Raw genomic sequence first — 17747 nt, 5'->3', positions numbered from 1 at the left:
GATCCGCGTGCCGCTTTTGATATCGCGGGCGGGTTCCTCCTATCCGTAGATTCCCGCATGGGCGCACGGCGCACACCGCCCTAGCGAAGCGGGATGTCCCTTAAGGAACAATACGGATCGCGAACGCGCCGGGCGTTTCGCGCCCCGCCAAAAGCCGCTATGGACGGTGATCGGGGGAAGGCGCACCGAGAGGGCGGCGGCGCCTTTGCAGCGCGGGCGGAGGCCGCGCGGTCGATGTCGATGATACAACGTCCTTTTGCGATACGCCTGGCGCTGGCGCTGCTGTTTGTCGCTGCTGCGGCGCTGCTCCGCTATGCGCTCACTCCCTGGCTTGGCGGCAGTGCATCCTTCCTGCTTTTCGCACCCGCCATCCTTGCGGCCGCTTTCTATGCCGGTCCGATGGCGGCATCGATTGCGACCGCGCCAGCCCTTGGGCTTGGTCTCTATTTCGCCGGCTTCCGGGACGGCGGCAGCTATAATCTCGTCGAGGTCATAGTGTTTCTGGTCACCGCGGCCGGCATCGTCGCGCTCTCGCAAGCCTTCGAGCGGATGCGGCGGCGCGTGCATGAAAGCGACCATCGCGCTGCGCGGCGCGATGCCGAGGCGGCGCTGGTCGCCGAGGAACTCAATCTGCTCATCGACGGCGCGCAGGGGCATGCGATCTACCTGCTCGATGCCGAAGGCCGCGTGACGATCTGGAACAAGGGCGCCGAACGCCTCAAGGGCTGGCGCGAGGAAGAGGTTGTCGGCAAGGATGCCGCGATCTTCTATCCGCCCGACGCCGTCGCGGCCGGCAAACCTGGGGGCGACCTTGCCGTTGCGGCGCGCGAGGGACGTCTCGAGATGGAGGACTGGCGCGTCCGCAAGGATGGATCCGAGTTCCTCGCCGATGTCTCTATCACGGCGCTTCGCACCGCGGGCGGCGATCTTCGCGGTTTCGCCAAGGTCGTCTCGGACATCACCGGACGGCGCGCCGCCGAGGAGGCGCTGCGGTCGCAGGAAAGCCATCTCCGGTCGATCCTCTCGACGGTGCCCGACGCGATGGTCGTCATCGACGATCAAGGTTCGATCGTGTCCTTCAGCGCGGCCGCCGAGCGGCTGTTCGGGTATCAGGAGGCCGAGCTGCTCGGGGTCAATGTCAGCCGGCTGATGCCCTCACCCGATCGCGAGCGCCACGATGCCTACATCCGGCGCTTCCTCGAAACGGGGGAAAAGCGCATCATCGGCATCGGACGCGTGGTGTTCGCCGAGCGCAGGGACGGCTCGACCTTTCCGATGGAATTGTCGATCGGCGAGGCGTCGAGCGACAGTCACCCGCTCTTTACCGGCTTCATCCGCGACCTCACCGAACGCCAGCAGACCGAGGCGCGGCTCGAATCGCTCCAGTCCGAGCTGATCCATGTTTCGCGCGTCAGCGCGATGGGGACGATGGCCTCGACGCTCGCGCATGAGCTCAACCAGCCGATTACCGCGGTCACCAATTATGTCGAAGCGGTGCGCGACCTGCTCGCCAATCCCGATCCCGACGATATTCCGATGATCCGCGATGCGCTCGACGATACGGCGAAGGAAGCGTTGCGCGCAGGGCATATCGTTCGCCGCCTGCGCGACTTCGTGGCGCGCGGCGAGGTCGAGAAGACGATCGAGAAACTGCCGGTGCTCATCAACGAGGCGGCGGTGCTCGGACTGATGGGCGCGCGCGAGAAGAGCGTTGAGCCGCGCTTCGACCTCGATCCCTATGCCTCGCCGGTGCTCGTCGACAAGGTCCAGATCCAGCAGGTGCTGATCAACCTCATTCGCAACGCTGTCGAAGCGATGGCCGACAGTCCGGTGCGGCAGCTGACCGTCACGAGCCGTCCCGACCAGCGCGGCTTTGTCCGCGTGATCGTCGCCGATACCGGACCGGGCGTGACGCCGGAGGTCGCCGAGCAGCTCTTTACGGCGTTCGTCAGCACCAAGGCAGAAGGCATGGGACTCGGTCTCTCGATCTGCCGGACGATCGTCGAGGCCAATGGCGGACGTATCTGGATGGAGCCGCGCACCGGCGGCGGGACCGAATTTCACTTCACACTGGTGAGCGCGAAGGCGGAGGAAAATGATGTCGGATAGGAAGCTCGTGCATATCGTCGACGATGAGGAGGCGATCCGGCGGTCGGCGAGTTTCATGCTCAAGACCTCGGGCTATGCGGTCGAGACCTGGGCCAATGGCGCGCTGTTCCTGAAGGAAATCCGGCACGTGCCCGAAGGCTGTGTCCTGCTCGACGTGCGCATGCCCGAAATGGACGGGCTCGAGGTCCAGCAGGCGATGCTGGAGCGCGGGGTTACCATGCCGGTGATCGTCCTTACCGGGCACGCCGACGTCTCGATCGCGGTCCGGGCGATGAAGGCCGGCGCGGTCGATTTCCTCGAAAAGCCGTTCGAAAAGGCGGTGCTCATTGCCTCGATCGAGGCCGCTTTCGCCCGCATGGCGGCGGCCGATGGAGCGGTGGCGCGCGCCGCCGAGGCCGAGGTCGTTCTTGGCATCCTGACCCCGCGCGAGCGCGAGGTTCTCGAAGGGCTCGCGCAGGGACTGCCGAACAAGACCATCGCTTATGACCTCGGCATCTCGCCGCGTACCGTCGAAGTCCACCGTGCGAACCTCATGGCGAAGCTCGATGTCCGCAGCCTGTCCGACGCGCTGCGGCTCGCCTTCGCCGCAGGACTCGGTGCCTGAAATCTGCGGACATTACGTAACGACCGCAGGACGCCCGAGCGCTAGACGACTGTCCATCGGAGGATGGACCGCATGACGACAGCCCGCCGCGAAGACCCACAGGCCGCGATCCGCCGCCCCGCGCCGGACCGCGCTGCGCGGTCGCGGCATTCGCCCCCTCTCATCGAACAGCTCACACATCGCGAGCTCGAAGTCGTGGGCGGGCTCGTGCGCGGTCTCACCAACAAGCAGATCGGGCAGGAGCTCGGCATCAGTCACCGCACCGTCGAAATTCATCGCTCGCGCCTGATGCGCAAGCTCGGCGCCGCGACGCTCGCCGGGCTCCTCGGTATCATCCTGCCCCAGCGCGACCGGATCGACGCACTGATCGCGCGGCACGCCCGCGCCCCGCGCTAGATATCTCCCGTCACGAGGAAGAAGAAAAACAGCAAGGTTGCTGCCGTCATCACCGCGGTTGCGGCCCAGCCCGACCAGCTCTGGCGGCGCGAAATGACGAGACGGCCCATCGCGCGCGGATTGCGGGCGATCAGCATCATCACCAGCATGAGCGGCGCGGCGAGCACGCCATTGACCACCGCTGCCCAGTAGAGCGCGCGTGCCGGGTCGATGCCGATCGCCGAGAGCGAGGCGCCGGCAAGCGTGGTCGCGGCGATCGTGCCGTAGAAGAGACGCGCCGAAAGCGGCTTGGCGTCGAGGCTACCTGCCATTCCCGCCATCTCGGTGACGGCATAGGCGGCCGATCCGGCCAGCACCGGGACCGCGAGAAGGCCGGTGCCGATGATTCCGAGCGCGAACATCGCGAAAGCAAACGGCCCGGCGAGCGGACGCAGCGCTTCGGCGGCCTGCGCCGATGTGGCGATATCGCGTATGCCCTCGGCATGCAGCGTCGCCGCGGTCGCGAAGACGATCGCGAGCGAAATGAGAGTGCTGAACGCCATGCCCGTCAGCGTGTCGACACGAATGCGCCTGAACTCGCCATCGGCTGCCGCGGGCGTCAGGCAGAGCGGCTTGGCATGATGGCGATGCTGTTCCTCGATCTCCTGCCCCGCCTGCCAGAAGAAGAGATAGGGGCTGATCGTCGTGCCGAGGATTGCGACGAACGCCGTGGCATAGGCTGCATTGAGTTCGATGTCGGGAAGCAGCAGCGCCGTGAGGGCCGTGCCCCATGGAACATGCACCACGAACAGCACCGCGACATAGGTAAAGAGGGTGAGCGTCGTCCATTTGAGGATTGCGGCGTAGCGAGAATAGCTAAGGCCGACTTCGAGGACGATGCTGAGGATCCCGAACAACAAGGTATAGAGTCCGGCCTTGCCTCCGGCGAGCAGGGCCAGCGCCGCACCCATCGCGCCGAGATCGGCGCCGAGATTGATGATGTTCGCGACGAGCAGCAGCGACACCATCGACCAGAGCAGGGGACGCGAATAATGCCGGCGGAGGTTGCGCGCGATCCCTGCGCCGGTAACCCGCCCGATCTCGGCGGCGATCTCCTGGATCGCCACCATCAGCGGGAAGCTCAGCACGAAGGTCCAGGAGAGCCGGTAACCGAATGCCGCGCCGATCTGGCTGTGCGTTCCGATTCCGCTCGGATCGTCGTCGGCGGCGCCGGCGATCAGGCCCGGACCGAGCGCGCGAAGAAATGTCCGCGGGTTTGACGAAAGGTTCGCCGGCTGGGTCGGCGGTCCTTCGTCTTGGTCAATTGCTGCGGTCATCGAGGCCCCATTTTTTGAAATCATTTCACCTCTGGCCATTTCATGTTGCATCCGATCGGGCTCAGACGAGAAGGGTCGGCGTGACTGCGAGGCTGGCCGCCACGCTCAGGACAAGCGGCAGGGCGAGCTTCCATCCTTTGCGCAGCCCTGCGATCGCCAGAGCGGTGGCCCCTTTGAACAGCGTGTTGGCGAGCACCGGGGCAATGATGACGATCGTCGCGATCTGGCCCTCGAGCAGACCCGGAGGTAGCGATCCCACCGTGATGATCGCGGAGTCGACGTCGGCCAGGCCCGAAAGCGCGATGACCAGCGCGAGGCCGCGTTCGCCCACCATCGCCATCATCCAGCGTGCGGCGACGGTCAGCACCATGACGAGCAGCATCAGACCGATCGCCGGCGCGAGCCGGAACGGGTTCTTGAGCTCGACGGGACGGTTGGCAGCGCTTTCCTTGCGGCGGCTCCGCAAAGCCCAGAACATCGCGCCGCCGCTCACCAGCGCGGCGGGTGCCGCAAGCCAGCCGAAGGCCGGCATCGCTGCCGGCGCGAGGAACAGGGTCAGGATGATCGCGCGGATCAGCATGACCGCCGACGCCGCGCCGATGCCGGCAATGGCCATCGCCTCGCTTTCCTCGCCATCGCGCACGCGCATCGCGAGCGCTGCGGTCACCGCGGTCGAGGAAACCATCGCGCCGGTCGCGGCCATGACGAGCGTGCCCCGCGAGGCGCCAAAGCGTTTCGCTGCGATATAGCCGAGAAAGGAGAAGCCCGAGACGAACACCACGACCAGCCAGAGCTGGCGGGGATTCCAGGCGTCATAGGGGCCGAAGCGCTGGTCGGGCAGCAGCGGCAGTATGGCGAGCGCGATGAGCGCGAACCGGACGATCGCGCCGACCTCGATATCGCTGAGACCGGAAACCCAGCGATGAAGCTCGGTGCGCAGCGCAAGCACCAGCGTCATGGCGACGGCGACCACCGTCGCCATCTCGCTCCGACCGCTGGCCGCGAGATAGCCGCAACCGAGCGTGATGAGGGCCGCGAGGCTCGATGTCCCGCTCAGCTGCTCGGGCGCCCGCGCGGTTTTCGCATAGCCGATGAGGGTGAGGACAGCTGCAGCCCCGGCGACAATCGCCGCGATCGCCGGGCTTTGAGATCCGGTAGCTCCCGCGATGCCGCCTGCAAGGCCGAACAGCGCAAAGGTCCGCACACCCGCGAAGCGGCTGCCCGCGGTCTCGTTGCGCAGGCTCCAGCCGCGCTGGATGCCGACAAGCAGCCCGAGAAGAAGCGCCAGTCCGATGCCGGCGAGCTGCTGCAGGTTGGCGTCGGGAAGGGATTCGATCATGTCGTTCGCCGGACGTATGTTCAGCCGCCGAACTCGCGCTCGCAGTCGATGCAATGCGCGGTGTGCGGAACGGCTTCGAGGCGCGCGGCATCGATCGGGATGCCGCACGCGGTGCAGAGGCCGTAATGGCCGGCATCGAGACGCGCGATCGCGAGCCGGATTGCCTTCATCTGCTCAGTTGCGGCGCTTTGCCGCGCATCGATCGTCTCGTCGTCTTCGCGCTCGACAGCCTGCTCGGCGGAATCGTCGTCGAGCGGCACGCGCTGCTCGCTTTCCAGCCGCTCAACCTCCGCTGCGAGCTGGTCGAGGCGCACGACCAGGCCCGCGCGTATTTCGGAAAGACTGTGCATCACGCCTCCTCCTCGATCGCGATGAGCGCGGCAATCTCGTCGAGGGTGAACAGCCGCCGTTTCTTGAGGTCCTCCAGCTGGTCGTCGGCGACCGCCGCAAGACCGGCCTCGACTCGCTGAATCCGGCTCTGAAGGTCATGATGCTCCTCGGCGAGCTGGCGAAAATTCGAACTGCCAAGCTTGAGTGCATGGAGCGCCGGCCCGTGGTCCGGAAACAGCGCATGAAGATCGTGGCCGGCTTCGCTCATCCTGGGTCCTTTCGTCGCGGATTTGTCTCGCCGGATTGCGCCGGGACGCGCGCCCTGTCGTTACGCAATAGCCCTTACGCCCCTGGCGGTTCGCGCCGGTCGGGCCTTTCCTCGCACCGCATACGTACAGTTGCGTAATCACGGGCGCATGCAGAGCCGCTATTCCCGGCCGCATGAGGGGTCAGCCACATCTTTTCCGCCATCCAGGCCGCGACCGCCAAGCAACGGAGTGGCGTGCGCAGCGCGCGTCGCTTGCGGGTGCACGGCGATGAGCGATTGCGCATCCTGCGCCGTACGCTGCCGCGCCATCTGCGCCAGCCTTGCCGCCGACGAAGCCGCCGAACTCGGCCGCATGGGGCGGCGGCAGCGCGTGAAGGCGGGTCACACCCTGCTCTGGGAAGGCGACGAAGCCCCGACGGTCGCGAATGTCCTGTCGGGCGTCCTGAAGCTGGTCGTCGCCACCGCCGATGGCCGCGAGCAGATCGTCGGGCTCGTCTTCCCTTCCGATTTTATCGGCCGCCCGTTCGGCAAGCAAAGCCCCTACCGGGTCACCGCTATGACCGACGCCGAGGTCTGCATCTTCAATCGCCAGCAGTTCGACGATTTCGCGGGTCGCCATCCGCATCTCCAGCAGAAACTGCTCCATCGCACGCTCGACGAGCTCGACCGCGCGCGGCACTGGATGATGCTGCTCGGCCGCAAGTCGGCACCCGAAAAGGTCGCCTCCTTCCTTCTCGACATGGAAGAGCGGCTGCCCGCCGATGCCAGCGAGACCCCGGACGGGTTCGAGCTCCCCTTCGGCCGCCAGCAGATCGCCGACATATTGGGGCTGACGATCGAAACGACCTGCCGGCAGCTGACGCGCATGCGCAGCGACGGCCTCGTCGACTTGCCCTCGCGGCGCGCGGTACGGATCAACGACCGCGCCCGAGTGGCAGCGATGGCCGGTTGAGAAAGTGGGAACCTGGGCGAAGCTCGCCGGAAGGGCAGTGCTTTTGCTGGGAGCGGCGCTGCTATTGCCACTCGCGGCCTCGGCCGAGCCCTCAAGCCCTCATGGGAGCGTGCTCGATGCCGCCGAGCGGTTGAAGCCCGGAGATTATATCTGGGCGCCCGAGATCGCGCCGCGCGGGCCCTTGATGATGATCGTGAGTCTTGCGACCCAGCGCGGCACGCTGTACCGCAATGGCGTCCCGATCGCGATTACCACTGTCTCGACGGGCAAGGCCGGCCATGAAACCCCGACCGGTGTCTTCACCATCCTCCAGCGCGACGTCGACCATCGCTCGAGCCTCTACGACGATGCGCCGATGCCCTATATGCAGCGGCTGACCTGGGGCGGCGTGGCGCTGCACGGCGGCACCTTGCCGGGCTACCCCGCTTCGCACGGTTGCATTCGCCTGCCGCATGGCTTCGCCCGTCTCCTCTATGGCGTCTCCCGGCTCGGCATGACGGTCATCGTCACCGATGCCGCAGCGGTGCCGCGTGCGGCCCCGACCGATCCGCTCGCCATGACCGAAACGCGCCCTTCCGATGGCGCGCTGCTCTGGACGCCCGAACGCGCGCCCAGCGGCCCCCTGTCGATCATCGCCAGTGCCACAGACCAGCGGATCCTGATCCTTCGCAACGGAACGATCATCGGCTCGGCGCCCGCGCGCATCGAGGGATCGATGACGGGCACTTCCGCCTTCATCCGGCGGTCGGGTGTCGAGGGGCCGGCAGCCTGGACGGAAGTCCCCCTCCCGGGCGCGATCGCCGCGAGGACACCGACGTCGTTCGCCGGGCGCGTCCACATCGCGGCCGATCTGCGCGCGCTGCTCGGCCCGCTTCTGGTCGCGGGAACGAGCGTGATCATCACGCCCGATTCGCTGCGCGCCGGAAGCCCGGTGCCAGCGGAGATTCTCGGCGGGGACGAGGAAGGCGCGCCGGATCGCTAGGCGCCGATATCGGCGCGTCCGGTCCTACGGCCACAGCCGCGGAGCGAGCGACAGGATCAACGACGTGCAGATCACAAGCGAAAGCATCGCCGATCCGAGCTTGAGCCGAAGCAGCGCCTCGCCGTGCCGGTCGGTGTGAATACCAAGGGGCATGATATAACTCCGGTGCGAGGGAATCGCGCGAGATCGAGCGGGAGGGCCGGAGCCGCGTCTGCGGTTCCGGCCCGTTTGCCTAGCTGGCGATCTTGATCTTGCGAGCGTGATCGCGCGCCTTTTCGGTCTTCGCGATCTCGACGCTGAGCAAGCCGTGCTTGAACTTCGCTTCGATCTTGTCGGCATCGGCGTCGGCGGGCAGGGCGATGCGGCGCCGGAAGCTGCCGTGACGCCGCTCGCTGATCAGATGTCCATCCTCGCGGCGCTCGGAGGATTCCTCCTTTTCGCTCGCGAGCAGGAGGACCCCGTCGGCGACCTCGAGCCGGATGTCCTTCTCGGTGAGGCCCGCGAGCTCGGCGGTCAGCTTGTAGGCCGGGCCGGTATCGACGAGCTCGACCGCCGGGAGCGGGCTCACGAGCCGCGGGACATAGCTCAGCAGGCTGCGGCCGGGGCGAGCGAATTCCTCGAACATGCGGTCGAGCTCGCCGCGCAGCCAGTTCATCGCGCCAAGCTCCGCCTCAGCGGGCTGGCTACCCGCGGTGCGGGTCGGGGTCAGATCGTTCATCAGCTTGCTCCTTCTTGAAAATCGAGAGGGATCGCGGCGGCGGGCTGTGCCGGGCGGACCCTCGTCGCCGCGATGCGCCGGAGCGCAATCGGGACCTAGCGAGCAGGCTGCGACGGCAGAATCGGGGAAGCTCCCAAGCGGAGCTCTCCTTACGGAAAGTTGCGGATAAGCCGCACCCTTCGTCCCGGGTAAGGCTGCCCGCACGCGCCGGCGGCTCCTGCCGATGTTCGCCGGCTTCGGTCCGCTCGCAACGCGAGCCGGATTTCTTTCGAAGGAGAAAGATCATGCAGAAGAAGAGTGACGGCCAGCTGCAGGATGACGTGGTCGCCGAACTCGAATGGGATCCGAGCGTCGATCACGCCGATATCGGCGTCTCGGTCAATGACGGCGTCGTGACGCTGGCGGGCTATGTGAAGAGCTTTCCGCAAAAGGTCGCGGCCGAGCGCGCCGTACGGCGCGTCGCGGGGGTTCGCGCGCTCGCCGAGGAACTGAAAGTGCGCTTCGCGTCGGATCCCAAGACCGCCGATCATGAAATCGCCAAGCGGATCGTCGACATGATCGGCTGGACGGTCGCGATTCCCGAGGGGCAGATCAAGGTGAAGGTCGAGCGCGGCTGGGTCACGCTGACCGGCACCGTCGACTGGCACTTCATCGCAAAGGAAGTCGCGCGCGCCGCGGGGCAGATATCGGGGGTCACCGGCGTCTCGAACCTGATCAAGGTCGGCGATATTCCCACCCCTGCCGACGTCAAGGCGCGGATCATGGCGGCATTCAAGCGCCAGGCGGGTCTCGACGCAAGCGGCGTATCGGTCACCACCGAGGGCAGCACGGTCACGCTGCGCGGCCGGGTCAAGGCGTGGGGCGAGCGGCGCATGGCCGAGCTCGCTGCCTGGTCGGCGCCCGGCGTGACCGACGTCGAGGATTATCTCGCGGTCGACAGCTGATCCCGCTCGCCTGGGGAAGAGGCGACCCCCCTGCGGCCGTCCGGACATCCGGGCGGCCGCCTTTCCATCCGTATCATTGCGCATATCGGCCTCGGCTGACGACACATAGTCTCGGTGCAGAAACCAAGGAGACGGCTCATGAAGAATATCCTGTTGCTCGTACATGACGACCATGGCCAGGAAGCTCGCCTGCAGGCGGCGCTCGATATCACCCGCGCGGTCGAAGGCCATCTGACCTGCATCGACGTCACGCCCTATCCGCTCATCGCCGGTGACGGGTTCGGCTTTGCCGAAACCGTCGTCATCCTCGACGAGCGCGAAAGCGAGGCGAAGAACAAGTCGGTGATCAGCGAGCGCCTGTCGCGCGAGGATGTCAGCTGGAGCTGGATCGACGCGATGGACGAGATCGCGAATGCGGTACTCGATGCAGCCGACCTCGCCGACCTCATCATCCTCAATCGCGCGCTCGACGGCTTTCCGATGCCCGACATGCGCGACATCGCGAGCCGCATTGTCGCGCGCGCGAGTGCGCCCGTGCTGGCGGTGCCCGAGACGCTCGAACGCTTCGAGCTCGAGCGCGCGCTCGTCGCGTGGGACGGCCGCCCCTCGGCGGCGGCCGCGCTCCGCGCCGCTGTACCGCTGCTCGTCTTCGCGAAAGAGGTCGAGATCTTCACCGCGCAAGGGTCCGACAATCATATCGTGCCCGAGGATGCCGCGGCCTATCTGTCGCGCCACGGCATCGCGGCAAATGTGCGCAAGACCGACATCGGCAAGTTTCACGCCGATTTCCTGATCTCGGACGAGGCAAAGATGTTCCGCGCCGATTATCTCGTGATGGGCGCCTACGGCCGCGGCCGGCTGCGCGAGACCTTCGGCGGCACCACGAAGAATCTGCTGACGAAGAGCAAATTCCCCCTGCTCATGAGCCATTGATCGGTGGCCCCCGGCCCTGTTTTCCGGCTTCTGGCTCGCACCTCCGAAAGGGCGAGCCCAACAATTCTGCAGGACCTGGCCGGTAGCGGCCGGAAACCTGCCGCCATGCCAAACTTCGATAACGGGACCATGGACATGTTGATCGCCCGATCGGGTTGGAGCGAGGCACCGCCGACCATTCTTATCGTCGAGGATGACCCGGCAGTGCGCCGCTCGCTCCTCCTGCTTCTGCAGGGACGCGGATTTGCGGTGAAGGCCTGGCCCGCCGCCGATCCCGCGCTCGCCGAGGCGGCGCGTGCCGCACCCGACTGCCTGATCGTCGATTACCGGCTCGAGAGCAGCGACGGGATCGCGATGCTGGGCGCGCTGCGCGCGCAGGGCTGGGATGGGCCGGCCATCCTGATCTCCGCCTATCCGTCCGGGGAACTGAGCGCGCGCGCGCGCGAGGCGGGCTTCGCGCTCGTTCTGGAAAAGCCCTTGCGCGAGCATATGCTTGTCGACGCCGTGACGAGGCTCACGCGCAGCGGCACGCCGCCCGCAAGCCCTTGAGGTCTTATCCGGCCGCGCGCAGCTATTCGGGATATTCGCGCGGCGTGGTTTCGGGATGGCTGTCGGGAAGCACCGGTGCCTCCGGCGACGTGCGCAGCGGCTGGCGATCGGGGTCCGGTGCCGGCGTCTCCGGATAGGCCTTGTCGGGCTGCGTCGGCGGGTCGCAATCGGGACATTCGGGAGGGCGCGCCGCGCTGGCGGGGTCTCGCTCGAAACGATCCATGGCAGTCTCTCCTGACAGGCCGATCTGGCCTTCGCCACTTTCGCGCCGCCGGTGCGGCCGCGCCATTAGGGATTCCCCCTAGCCGCGCCCTCGGGGACGAGGACGAGCGCGCCTTCGACTTCGCCGGCGCGCAACCGGTCGAGCGCGCGATTGGCGTCGGCGAGCGGTAGCGCGGTGACATGCGTCCGCACGCCGCAGCGCGCCGCGGCTTCGAGAAACGCTGCGCCATCGGCACGGGTCAGATTGGCGACCGACCGGATAGACCTTTCCTCCCAGAGATCTGCATAAGGAAAGGACGGGATGTCGCTCATATGAATGCCGGCGCAGATGACGCGTCCGCCCTTGCGGACATGGCGTAGTGCTTCGGGAACCAGTGCTCCGACCGGCGCAAAGAGGATCGCTGCGTCGAGCGGGTCCGGCGGTGCTTCGGTCGACGCGCCCGCCCAGGCGCAACCGAGGCGGCGGGCGAAATCCTGACCAGCGGTATCGCCTTCGCGTGTGAAGGCGTAGACATCGGTGCCGTCGGCGATCGCGAGCTGCGCGAGAATATGTGCGGCGGCGCCGAAACCATAGAGGCCGAGCGCCTTCGCGCTGTCCGCCATGCGATAGGCGCGGTAGCCGATCAAGCCGGCGCAGAGCAAAGGCGCCGCATGAAGATCGTCGAAGGCGGCAGGGATTGCGAGGCAGAAGCGCGCATCGGCGACGACATGCGAAGCGAAACCGCCGTCGCGCGTGAATCCGGTGAACTCGGGCGCGTCGCAGAGATTTTCATGGCCCGCAGCGCAATAGGGGCAGGTGCCGCAACTCCTGCCGAGCCAAGGCACGCCGACCCGCTCGCCAAGCCCGAACTGGGTGACGCCCGCGCCGAGTGCGTCGACGCGGCCGACGATCTCATGTCCGGGGACAATCGGAAGCCGGCCGCTGATGTCGCCGTCGGCGATATGGAGATCGGTCCGGCACACGCCGCAAGCGGTGATCGCGATCCTGATTTCGCCGTCGGCCGGAGTCGGGATCGCGCGTTCGACGCGGTGTAGCGGTGCGCCCGGCGTGTCGAGCTGCATGGCATGAAAGCCTTGCTCCATTGGGAGTGTCTCCAGCCGGCTGCCTGCCGGGCGCCGACCCGATGGCCAAGGTCAGCGAAGCTCGAGTTCGAGCAGAGCGAGCGTGGCGTCGCCATCATAGTCGCTCGCCTTGAACCCCAGCGTCCGCTCGACCTCCATCGCGCCTCGATTGGCGCGGCTCTCGATCGACCGCAACGTCTTGAGGCCGCGGGCGCGGGCGAGATCGACGGCATGGTTGAGGAGGGTCCAGCCGACGCCGCGTGTCTTATACGCCGGCGCGACCGAAATCGCGACCTCGGCGGTCACGAACGCATCGTCGGCAGCAATCAGCAGGCTCGCAATCAGCTCCGAGGTCGCGGCATCGAACGCGAGCAGATGCTCGCGGTGGCGATGATCGACACCGATCATCGCCGCGAGCTGGGCGCTCGACAGGTGCGACTGGCCGCTCAGGAAGCGGAACTGCATATCGTCCGCCGTCAGGCCGTCGAAGAAATGATTGACGATATCCGCGTCGCTCTCCGCGACCGGCCGGAGACGAAGGTCGACGCCGCTGCGGGTCTGCAGGCAAGTCTCGGTCGCCTCGCTGAGCGTGGTGTCGGGCGCATTGGTGAGCGTCATCCTCTGTCTCCTTGATTTGGATCGGACCGCCGGAGCGGCGAAGGGCGAAGGGTGAGGGTGCCCGCGATACGGCTTTGCTCGCGCCGCGGGTCCGCCGGCGCGCGATTCACCGGAGTCCGGCGCGGGTGCGCGCGAAATGGGGTCAATGGACTGGGTCTCGGCATCGCTTGCTCCTTTGCGACGTCAGGCTAACGCCCCGCGCGGTCGGCGCATTTCGTAATTATACGGAGCGACCGCAGTATGGCGCCCGGCCTGAAGGGCGCGGTTTATTGACCGGTGTCAATGAAGCCGGTGCGCATAAGCGCTTCCCTCTCCATCATGAAGGAGAGCAAGACATGCGAAATCTTTTGATTCACGCCGACGCGAGCCCGGCCATGGCCGCGCGCACCGAGACGGCGCTCGCTATCGGACGGCGCCTCGGCGCTCATCTCAGTTTCCTGATCTGCTCGCCCTTCCAGCAGTTCATCGCCTCCGATCCCTTTGGCGGCATGTATCTGGCGCGCGAACAGCTCGCCAAGGCGCAGCTTGCCGATGCCGAGCTCGAGACCCGGCTCGCGGCGCAGCTCGCGCGTGAGGATGTGCCCTGGGACGTCGCCATCGCCGACGGCGATGCGCTCGCGGCGCTCTCGCTCGCCGCGACGCTAGCCGATCTTGCCATCGTATCGCTCGGCCCCCGCGACCGGCGCGGTCTCGCTCAGCCGACGCTGGCGGGCGACCTCGCAATGACTGTGCCCGCGCCCGTGCTCGCGTTGCCCGCCGAAGGCCAGCCGCTCGACCTTGATGCCCCGGTGATGATCCTGTGGAACGGCAGCCCGCAAGCCGCGCACGCCTTGCGCGCCGCTGGGCCGTTGATGGCGGGCGCGGGCAGCGTGACGATGGTGCAGGTCGGGCCGGATGAGGGACGGGTGCCGGCCGAGGACGCGCTCTGCTATCTGTCGCGGCACGGCATTCATGCTGAGCTTCGCCGCCTCGATTGCGGGGCGCTTACGCCAGAGGAGATACTCGAGCGAACCGCGAAGGAAATGGCCCCGGGGCTCATCGTGATGGGCGCCTATGGGCGTCCGCGGCTGCGCGAGACCCTGTTCGGCGGGGTGACGCGCTATCTGCTCGAAGCCGCGCCGGCGCCGCTCCTCCTCGCCCATTGACCGCGATGCCTGCCTGCCGGGCGCCCGGCGCATGACCGATTGCCTGTCCTGCATCGTGCGCAACCGCGCCATTTGTGCGAGCCTGCGGCCGGACGAGCTCCTGTTGCTCGGCCGGATGGGCCGGCGCCAGCGCGTGAGCAGCGGGCATACGCTCCTGTGGGAGGGCGACGACGCGCCGGTCGTCGCCAATGTCCTTGAAGGCGTCCTGAAACTCGTCGCCGCCACCGCCGACGGGCGCGAGCAGATCGTCGGTATCGTCTTTCCCTCGGACTTCATCGGGCGGCCGTTCGGGAAGGAAAGCCCGTATAGCGTCAGCGCGATCAGCGCCGCCGAGCTTTGCATCTTCCATCGCGACCAGTTCGACGAGTTCGCCGCCGACCATCCCGATCTCCAACAAAAATTGCTGCGCCGCACGCTCGGCGAACTCGATCGCGCGCGCCGCTGGATGCTTCTGCTCGGGCGCAAGTCGGCGTCCGAGAAGGTTGCTTCCTTCCTGCTCGAAATGGCCGATCGCTTGTCGCCACCTCCCGGTGCGGCGGATACGGCGCGAGGCTTCGAGCTGCCCTTCGGCCGTCAGCAGATCGCCGACATCTTGGGTCTCACCATCGAGACCACGAGCCGCCAGCTCACCAAAATGCGCGCCGATGGCCTGATCGACCTTCCATCCCGCCGCAAGATCGTCATCAACGACCTTGCGGCTCTGAACGAAATGGCAGGCTGACCGGCCACCGGCGGCAGTGGGGAGGTCAGAAACGAAAAGCGACGCCGGCGCTGATCACCCAGGGATCCAGCTTGTGCCGCGTCTTCAGCACCTCGGTCGTCCCGGCATACCATGTCGCGGTCGGACGCAGGAAATAGCGTTTGGCATCGAAGGATAGCGCGAGTCCCTTGTCGTTCACCGGAATATCGACCCCGGCCTGGAGCGCGGCGCCGAGCTTGTCGCCCATCTTCTGGCGGGTCGCGCCGAGCGACCGGGTCGTGGCGCCGGGCTTTTCGTCGATGAAGATGAAGTAGCTCGGGCCCGCCCCCACATAAGGCTGGATGCCGCCTTCCTTGCCGAAATGATATTTGAGCGTCAGCGTCGCGGGGACGATCTTGGCGTTCGACACCAACGTCGCGCCGCTCAGCGCGCCACGGCCGTTCACGTCATGCTGGGTCACCCCGGCAATCGTCTCGAGCGAGATATGGTCGGCGACATAATATTCGATCGCGACCGTCGGCGTCACATTGTCGTCGGCTTTCGTCTGCGTCCCGGCCGGCAGGCCGATCCCGTCGAGCTTGACGTCGCTGATCTTGCCGTCGGGCGCGACATAGGTCGCGAAAATCTTGAACTGGACATCGCCGGCCTTGGCCGCGGCCTGCCCGGGAATTGCGGCGGCGGCCGCCAGCGCGATCAGCGAGAGATGCTGTTTTTTCATGGTCGTTGCTCCTTGCGTTGACCTGGGCTCCCTGCACCCGACCTGGCCGCCGGGCATTGATGCCGCGCAATCTATTCGTTGATCCTGGTCAATGTTTTTGCCCCGCCGCACGGCCAAGAGCGGTCCTGAACCATGCGGCGTCAAAGCCGCGCGAAAACAGGGACAAGCGATATGGACACTCTGGTAGCAAAGGCGGGGGGCTGGCTCGGCCTGGCCCTGCTCGCGCTGGTGATGGCGGCGGTCGCGGTCGATGCGCCCTTCGCCGTCCATATGATCATCGTCGCGCTGGCCGCTTTGCTGATGCTCTGGACGACCGTGTCGCGCGCCGATTATGAGGCGATCGCGCGCGGGATATTGAAGATGCCCGCCGATCCGGGCGTCTATGACGACGATCCGGTGCGTTGGGGGGTCGTCGCCACGCTGTTCTGGGGCATCGCCGGCATGGCGGCAGGCCTATTCATCGCATTGCAGCTCGCTTTCCCGGCGCTGAACCTCAATCTTGAATATACGACCTTCGGGCGCCTGCGGCCGCTGCACACCTCGGCGGTGATCTTCGCCTTCGGCGGCAACGCGCTGATCGCGACGAGCTTTTACGTCGTCCAGCGCACCTGCCGCGCGCGGCTCGCTTTCCCGACGCTCGCGCGCTTTGTCTTCTGGGGATACCAGCTCTTCATCGTGCTTGCCGCCACCGGCTATCTGATGGGCGTCACCGAGGCACGCGAATATGCCGAGCCCGAATGGTATGTCGACCTATGGCTGACGATCGTCTGGGTCGCCTATCTGGTCGTTTTTACCGGCACGATCGTCAAGCGCCGCGAGCCGCATATCTATGTCGCCAACTGGTTTTACCTCAGCTTCATCGTCACCATTGCGATGCTCCACATCGTCAACAATCTGTCGGTGCCGGCGAGCATCTTCGGGTCGAAGAGCTATGCCGCCTTTGCCGGGGTGCAGGATGCGCTGACGCAATGGTGGTACGGGCATAATGCGGTCGGCTTCTTCCTGACCGCGGGCTTCCTCGCGATGATGTATTATTTCGTGCCGAAGCAGGCCGAGCGGCCGGTGTACAGCTATCGCCTGTCGATCATCCACTTCTGGTCGCTGATCTTCCTCTACATCTGGGCGGGGCCGCACCACCTCCATTACACCGCGCTGCCCGACTGGGCGCAGACGCTGGGCATGGTCTTTTCGGTGATCCTGTGGATGCCGAGCTGGGGCGGCATGATCAACGGTCTGATGACGCTCAACGGCGCGTGGGACAAGATCCGCACCGACCCGATCATCCGCATGATGGTGATGGCGCTCGCCTTCTACGGCATGAGCACCTTCGAAGGCCCGATGATGTCGATCAAATGGGTGAACTCGATGTCGCATTACACCGACTGGACGATCGGCCACGTCCACAGCGGCGCGCTCGGGTGGAACGGCATGATCACCTTCGCGGCTGTCTATTACCTCGTGCCTCGCCTGTGGGGACGCGAGCGGCTCTACAGCCTGCGCATGGTCAACTGGCACTTCTGGCTCGCGACCGTCGGCATCGTTTTCTACGCCGCGTCGATGTGGGTCGCGGGCATCATGCAGGGCCTGATGTGGCGCGAATATGGAGCCGACGGCTACCTCGTCTACAGCTTCGTCGAAAGCGTCGCGGCGATGCACCCGATGTACCTGATCCGCGCCGCGGGCGGGGCGATGTATCTCGCCGGCTTCCTGATCATGGTCTTCAACGTCTGGGCGACGCTCAGCGGCAAGGTGCGCGCCGAAAAGCCGATGACCGAAACCCCGTACAACGCCGCAGCGGACCGCCCGCTCGCGCCCGTCCCTGCCGAATAAGGAGCCCGGACC

Annotated in this window: 21 protein-coding genes; 11 read left to right on the top strand and 10 right to left on the bottom strand. The window is 66.4% G+C overall.

The genetic code is table 11. The features are described 5' to 3' along the window. Positions 1-234: 234 nt before the first annotated feature. The 3 genes from ACTJI5_RS09315 to ACTJI5_RS09305 all read left to right on the top strand — a co-directional run bounded on the left by ACTJI5_RS09315 (position 235) and on the right by ACTJI5_RS09305 (position 3109). On the top strand, positions 235-2109 hold the full coding sequence (locus tag ACTJI5_RS09315; RefSeq protein ID WP_062186924.1) for a PAS domain-containing sensor histidine kinase: 1875 nt from the start codon (positions 235-237) through the stop codon (positions 2107-2109). Further along, positions 2099-2713 (top strand): response regulator transcription factor, encoded by a 615-nt coding sequence (locus tag ACTJI5_RS09310; RefSeq protein ID WP_054733988.1) that lies wholly within the window; start codon positions 2099-2101, stop codon positions 2711-2713. Before ACTJI5_RS09315 ends, ACTJI5_RS09310 begins: the two co-directional genes overlap by 11 nt. 72 nt (positions 2714-2785) lie before the next feature. Then, on the top strand, positions 2786-3109 hold the full coding sequence (locus ACTJI5_RS09305; protein ID WP_058538791.1) for a response regulator transcription factor: 324 nt from the start codon (positions 2786-2788) through the stop codon (positions 3107-3109). On the opposite strand, the gene ACTJI5_RS09300 is transcribed toward ACTJI5_RS09305, so the two are convergent. From ACTJI5_RS09300 to ACTJI5_RS09285, 4 genes are all read right to left on the bottom strand, one after another. Then, the gene (locus ACTJI5_RS09300) at positions 3106-4425 is read right to left on the bottom strand and encodes an NRAMP family divalent metal transporter (protein WP_440860083.1); all 1320 of its coding nucleotides are present in this window, start codon (positions 4423-4425) and stop codon (positions 3106-3108) included. The two genes, ACTJI5_RS09305 and ACTJI5_RS09300, sit on opposite strands and share 4 nt — an antisense overlap. A 61-nt stretch (positions 4426-4486) precedes the next feature. Further along, positions 4487-5764 (bottom strand): MgtC/SapB family protein, encoded by a 1278-nt coding sequence (locus tag ACTJI5_RS09295; protein WP_440860082.1) that lies wholly within the window; start codon positions 5762-5764, stop codon positions 4487-4489. A gap of 20 nt (positions 5765-5784) precedes the next feature. Further along, positions 5785-6114: a TraR/DksA family transcriptional regulator gene (locus ACTJI5_RS09290; RefSeq protein ID WP_054731556.1), complete on the bottom strand. Its 330-nt coding sequence runs from the start codon at positions 6112-6114 to the stop codon at positions 5785-5787. Beyond that, on the bottom strand, positions 6114-6362 hold the full coding sequence (locus ACTJI5_RS09285; protein WP_062185537.1) for a YdcH family protein: 249 nt from the start codon (positions 6360-6362) through the stop codon (positions 6114-6116). The genes ACTJI5_RS09290 and ACTJI5_RS09285 overlap by 1 nt, the downstream gene beginning before the upstream one ends. Positions 6363-6630: 268 nt before the next feature. Between ACTJI5_RS09285 and ACTJI5_RS09280 the strand changes: the two genes are divergently transcribed. Both ACTJI5_RS09280 and ACTJI5_RS09275 read left to right on the top strand, forming a co-directional pair. After that, positions 6631-7314, top strand: coding sequence for a Crp/Fnr family transcriptional regulator (locus ACTJI5_RS09280; protein ID WP_058538795.1), 684 nt, complete (start codon positions 6631-6633; stop codon positions 7312-7314). Between the two features lie 37 nt (positions 7315-7351). Then, entirely contained in the window at positions 7352-8296 is a 945-nt protein-coding gene (locus ACTJI5_RS09275; RefSeq protein WP_234715977.1) for a L,D-transpeptidase family protein, read from the top strand. 24 nt (positions 8297-8320) lie between these two features. Here ACTJI5_RS09275 and ACTJI5_RS09270 read toward each other — a convergent pair whose 3' ends face one another. Both ACTJI5_RS09270 and ACTJI5_RS09265 read right to left on the bottom strand, forming a co-directional pair. Continuing rightward, positions 8321-8449, bottom strand: coding sequence for a hypothetical protein (locus ACTJI5_RS09270; RefSeq protein ID WP_310254779.1), 129 nt, complete (start codon positions 8447-8449; stop codon positions 8321-8323). 79 nt (positions 8450-8528) lie between these two features. After that, positions 8529-9014 carry an Hsp20/alpha crystallin family protein gene (locus tag ACTJI5_RS09265; RefSeq protein WP_238586763.1) on the bottom strand — a complete coding sequence of 162 codons (486 nt, stop codon included), beginning with the start codon at positions 9012-9014 and terminating at the stop codon, positions 8529-8531. Positions 9015-9298: 284 nt separating this feature from the next. Between ACTJI5_RS09265 and ACTJI5_RS09260 the strand changes: the two genes are divergently transcribed. From ACTJI5_RS09260 to ACTJI5_RS09250, 3 genes are all read left to right on the top strand, one after another. Beyond that, complete coding sequence (locus ACTJI5_RS09260; RefSeq protein WP_062185533.1) at positions 9299-9958, top strand: BON domain-containing protein; 660 nt, start codon at positions 9299-9301, stop codon at positions 9956-9958. 138 nt (positions 9959-10096) lie between these two features. Further along, a complete protein-coding gene (locus ACTJI5_RS09255) occupies positions 10097-10891 on the top strand; it encodes a universal stress protein (RefSeq protein WP_062185532.1) in 795 nt (264 codons plus the stop codon). Between the two features lie 135 nt (positions 10892-11026). Beyond that, the gene (locus ACTJI5_RS09250; protein ID WP_054733980.1) at positions 11027-11440 is read left to right on the top strand and encodes a response regulator; all 414 of its coding nucleotides are present in this window, start codon (positions 11027-11029) and stop codon (positions 11438-11440) included. Between the two features lie 22 nt (positions 11441-11462). Here the strand turns inward: ACTJI5_RS09250 and ACTJI5_RS09245 are convergent, their stop codons facing one another. The 3 genes from ACTJI5_RS09245 to ACTJI5_RS09235 form a co-directional block, all read right to left on the bottom strand. Beyond that, a complete protein-coding gene (locus tag ACTJI5_RS09245) occupies positions 11463-11663 on the bottom strand; it encodes a hypothetical protein (RefSeq protein ID WP_440860081.1) in 201 nt (66 codons plus the stop codon). Between the two features lie 65 nt (positions 11664-11728). Then, the gene (locus ACTJI5_RS09240) at positions 11729-12724 is read right to left on the bottom strand and encodes a zinc-dependent alcohol dehydrogenase family protein (protein ID WP_083436065.1); all 996 of its coding nucleotides are present in this window, start codon (positions 12722-12724) and stop codon (positions 11729-11731) included. A 72-nt stretch (positions 12725-12796) separates the two neighbouring features. After that, positions 12797-13342 carry a GNAT family N-acetyltransferase gene (locus ACTJI5_RS09235; RefSeq protein WP_062185525.1) on the bottom strand — a complete coding sequence of 182 codons (546 nt, stop codon included), beginning with the start codon at positions 13340-13342 and terminating at the stop codon, positions 12797-12799. A 335-nt stretch (positions 13343-13677) separates the two neighbouring features. Here ACTJI5_RS09235 and ACTJI5_RS09230 point away from each other — a divergent pair, with 335 nt between their 5' ends. Both ACTJI5_RS09230 and ACTJI5_RS09225 read left to right on the top strand, forming a co-directional pair. Beyond that, positions 13678-14487: a universal stress protein gene (locus tag ACTJI5_RS09230; protein WP_058538802.1), complete on the top strand. Its 810-nt coding sequence runs from the start codon at positions 13678-13680 to the stop codon at positions 14485-14487. Positions 14488-14518: 31 nt separating this feature from the next. Further along, complete coding sequence (locus tag ACTJI5_RS09225) at positions 14519-15208, top strand: Crp/Fnr family transcriptional regulator (protein ID WP_440860080.1); 690 nt, start codon at positions 14519-14521, stop codon at positions 15206-15208. A 25-nt stretch (positions 15209-15233) separates the two neighbouring features. Here ACTJI5_RS09225 and ACTJI5_RS09220 read toward each other — a convergent pair whose 3' ends face one another. Then, complete coding sequence (locus tag ACTJI5_RS09220) at positions 15234-15905, bottom strand: OmpW/AlkL family protein (RefSeq protein ID WP_058538804.1); 672 nt, start codon at positions 15903-15905, stop codon at positions 15234-15236. A 171-nt stretch (positions 15906-16076) separates the two neighbouring features. Between ACTJI5_RS09220 and ccoN the strand changes: the two genes are divergently transcribed. Continuing rightward, complete coding sequence (gene ccoN, locus ACTJI5_RS09215; protein WP_440860079.1) at positions 16077-17735, top strand: cytochrome-c oxidase, cbb3-type subunit I; 1659 nt, start codon at positions 16077-16079, stop codon at positions 17733-17735. Positions 17736-17747: the final 12 nt, after the last annotated feature.

The organism is Sphingopyxis sp. 22461, assembly GCF_052044915.1.
Lineage (GTDB): Bacteria > Pseudomonadota > Alphaproteobacteria > Sphingomonadales > Sphingomonadaceae > Sphingopyxis.
Note: the sequence above shows the minus strand (reverse complement) of the source record. Positions and strands in the feature narration are given on the sequence as shown.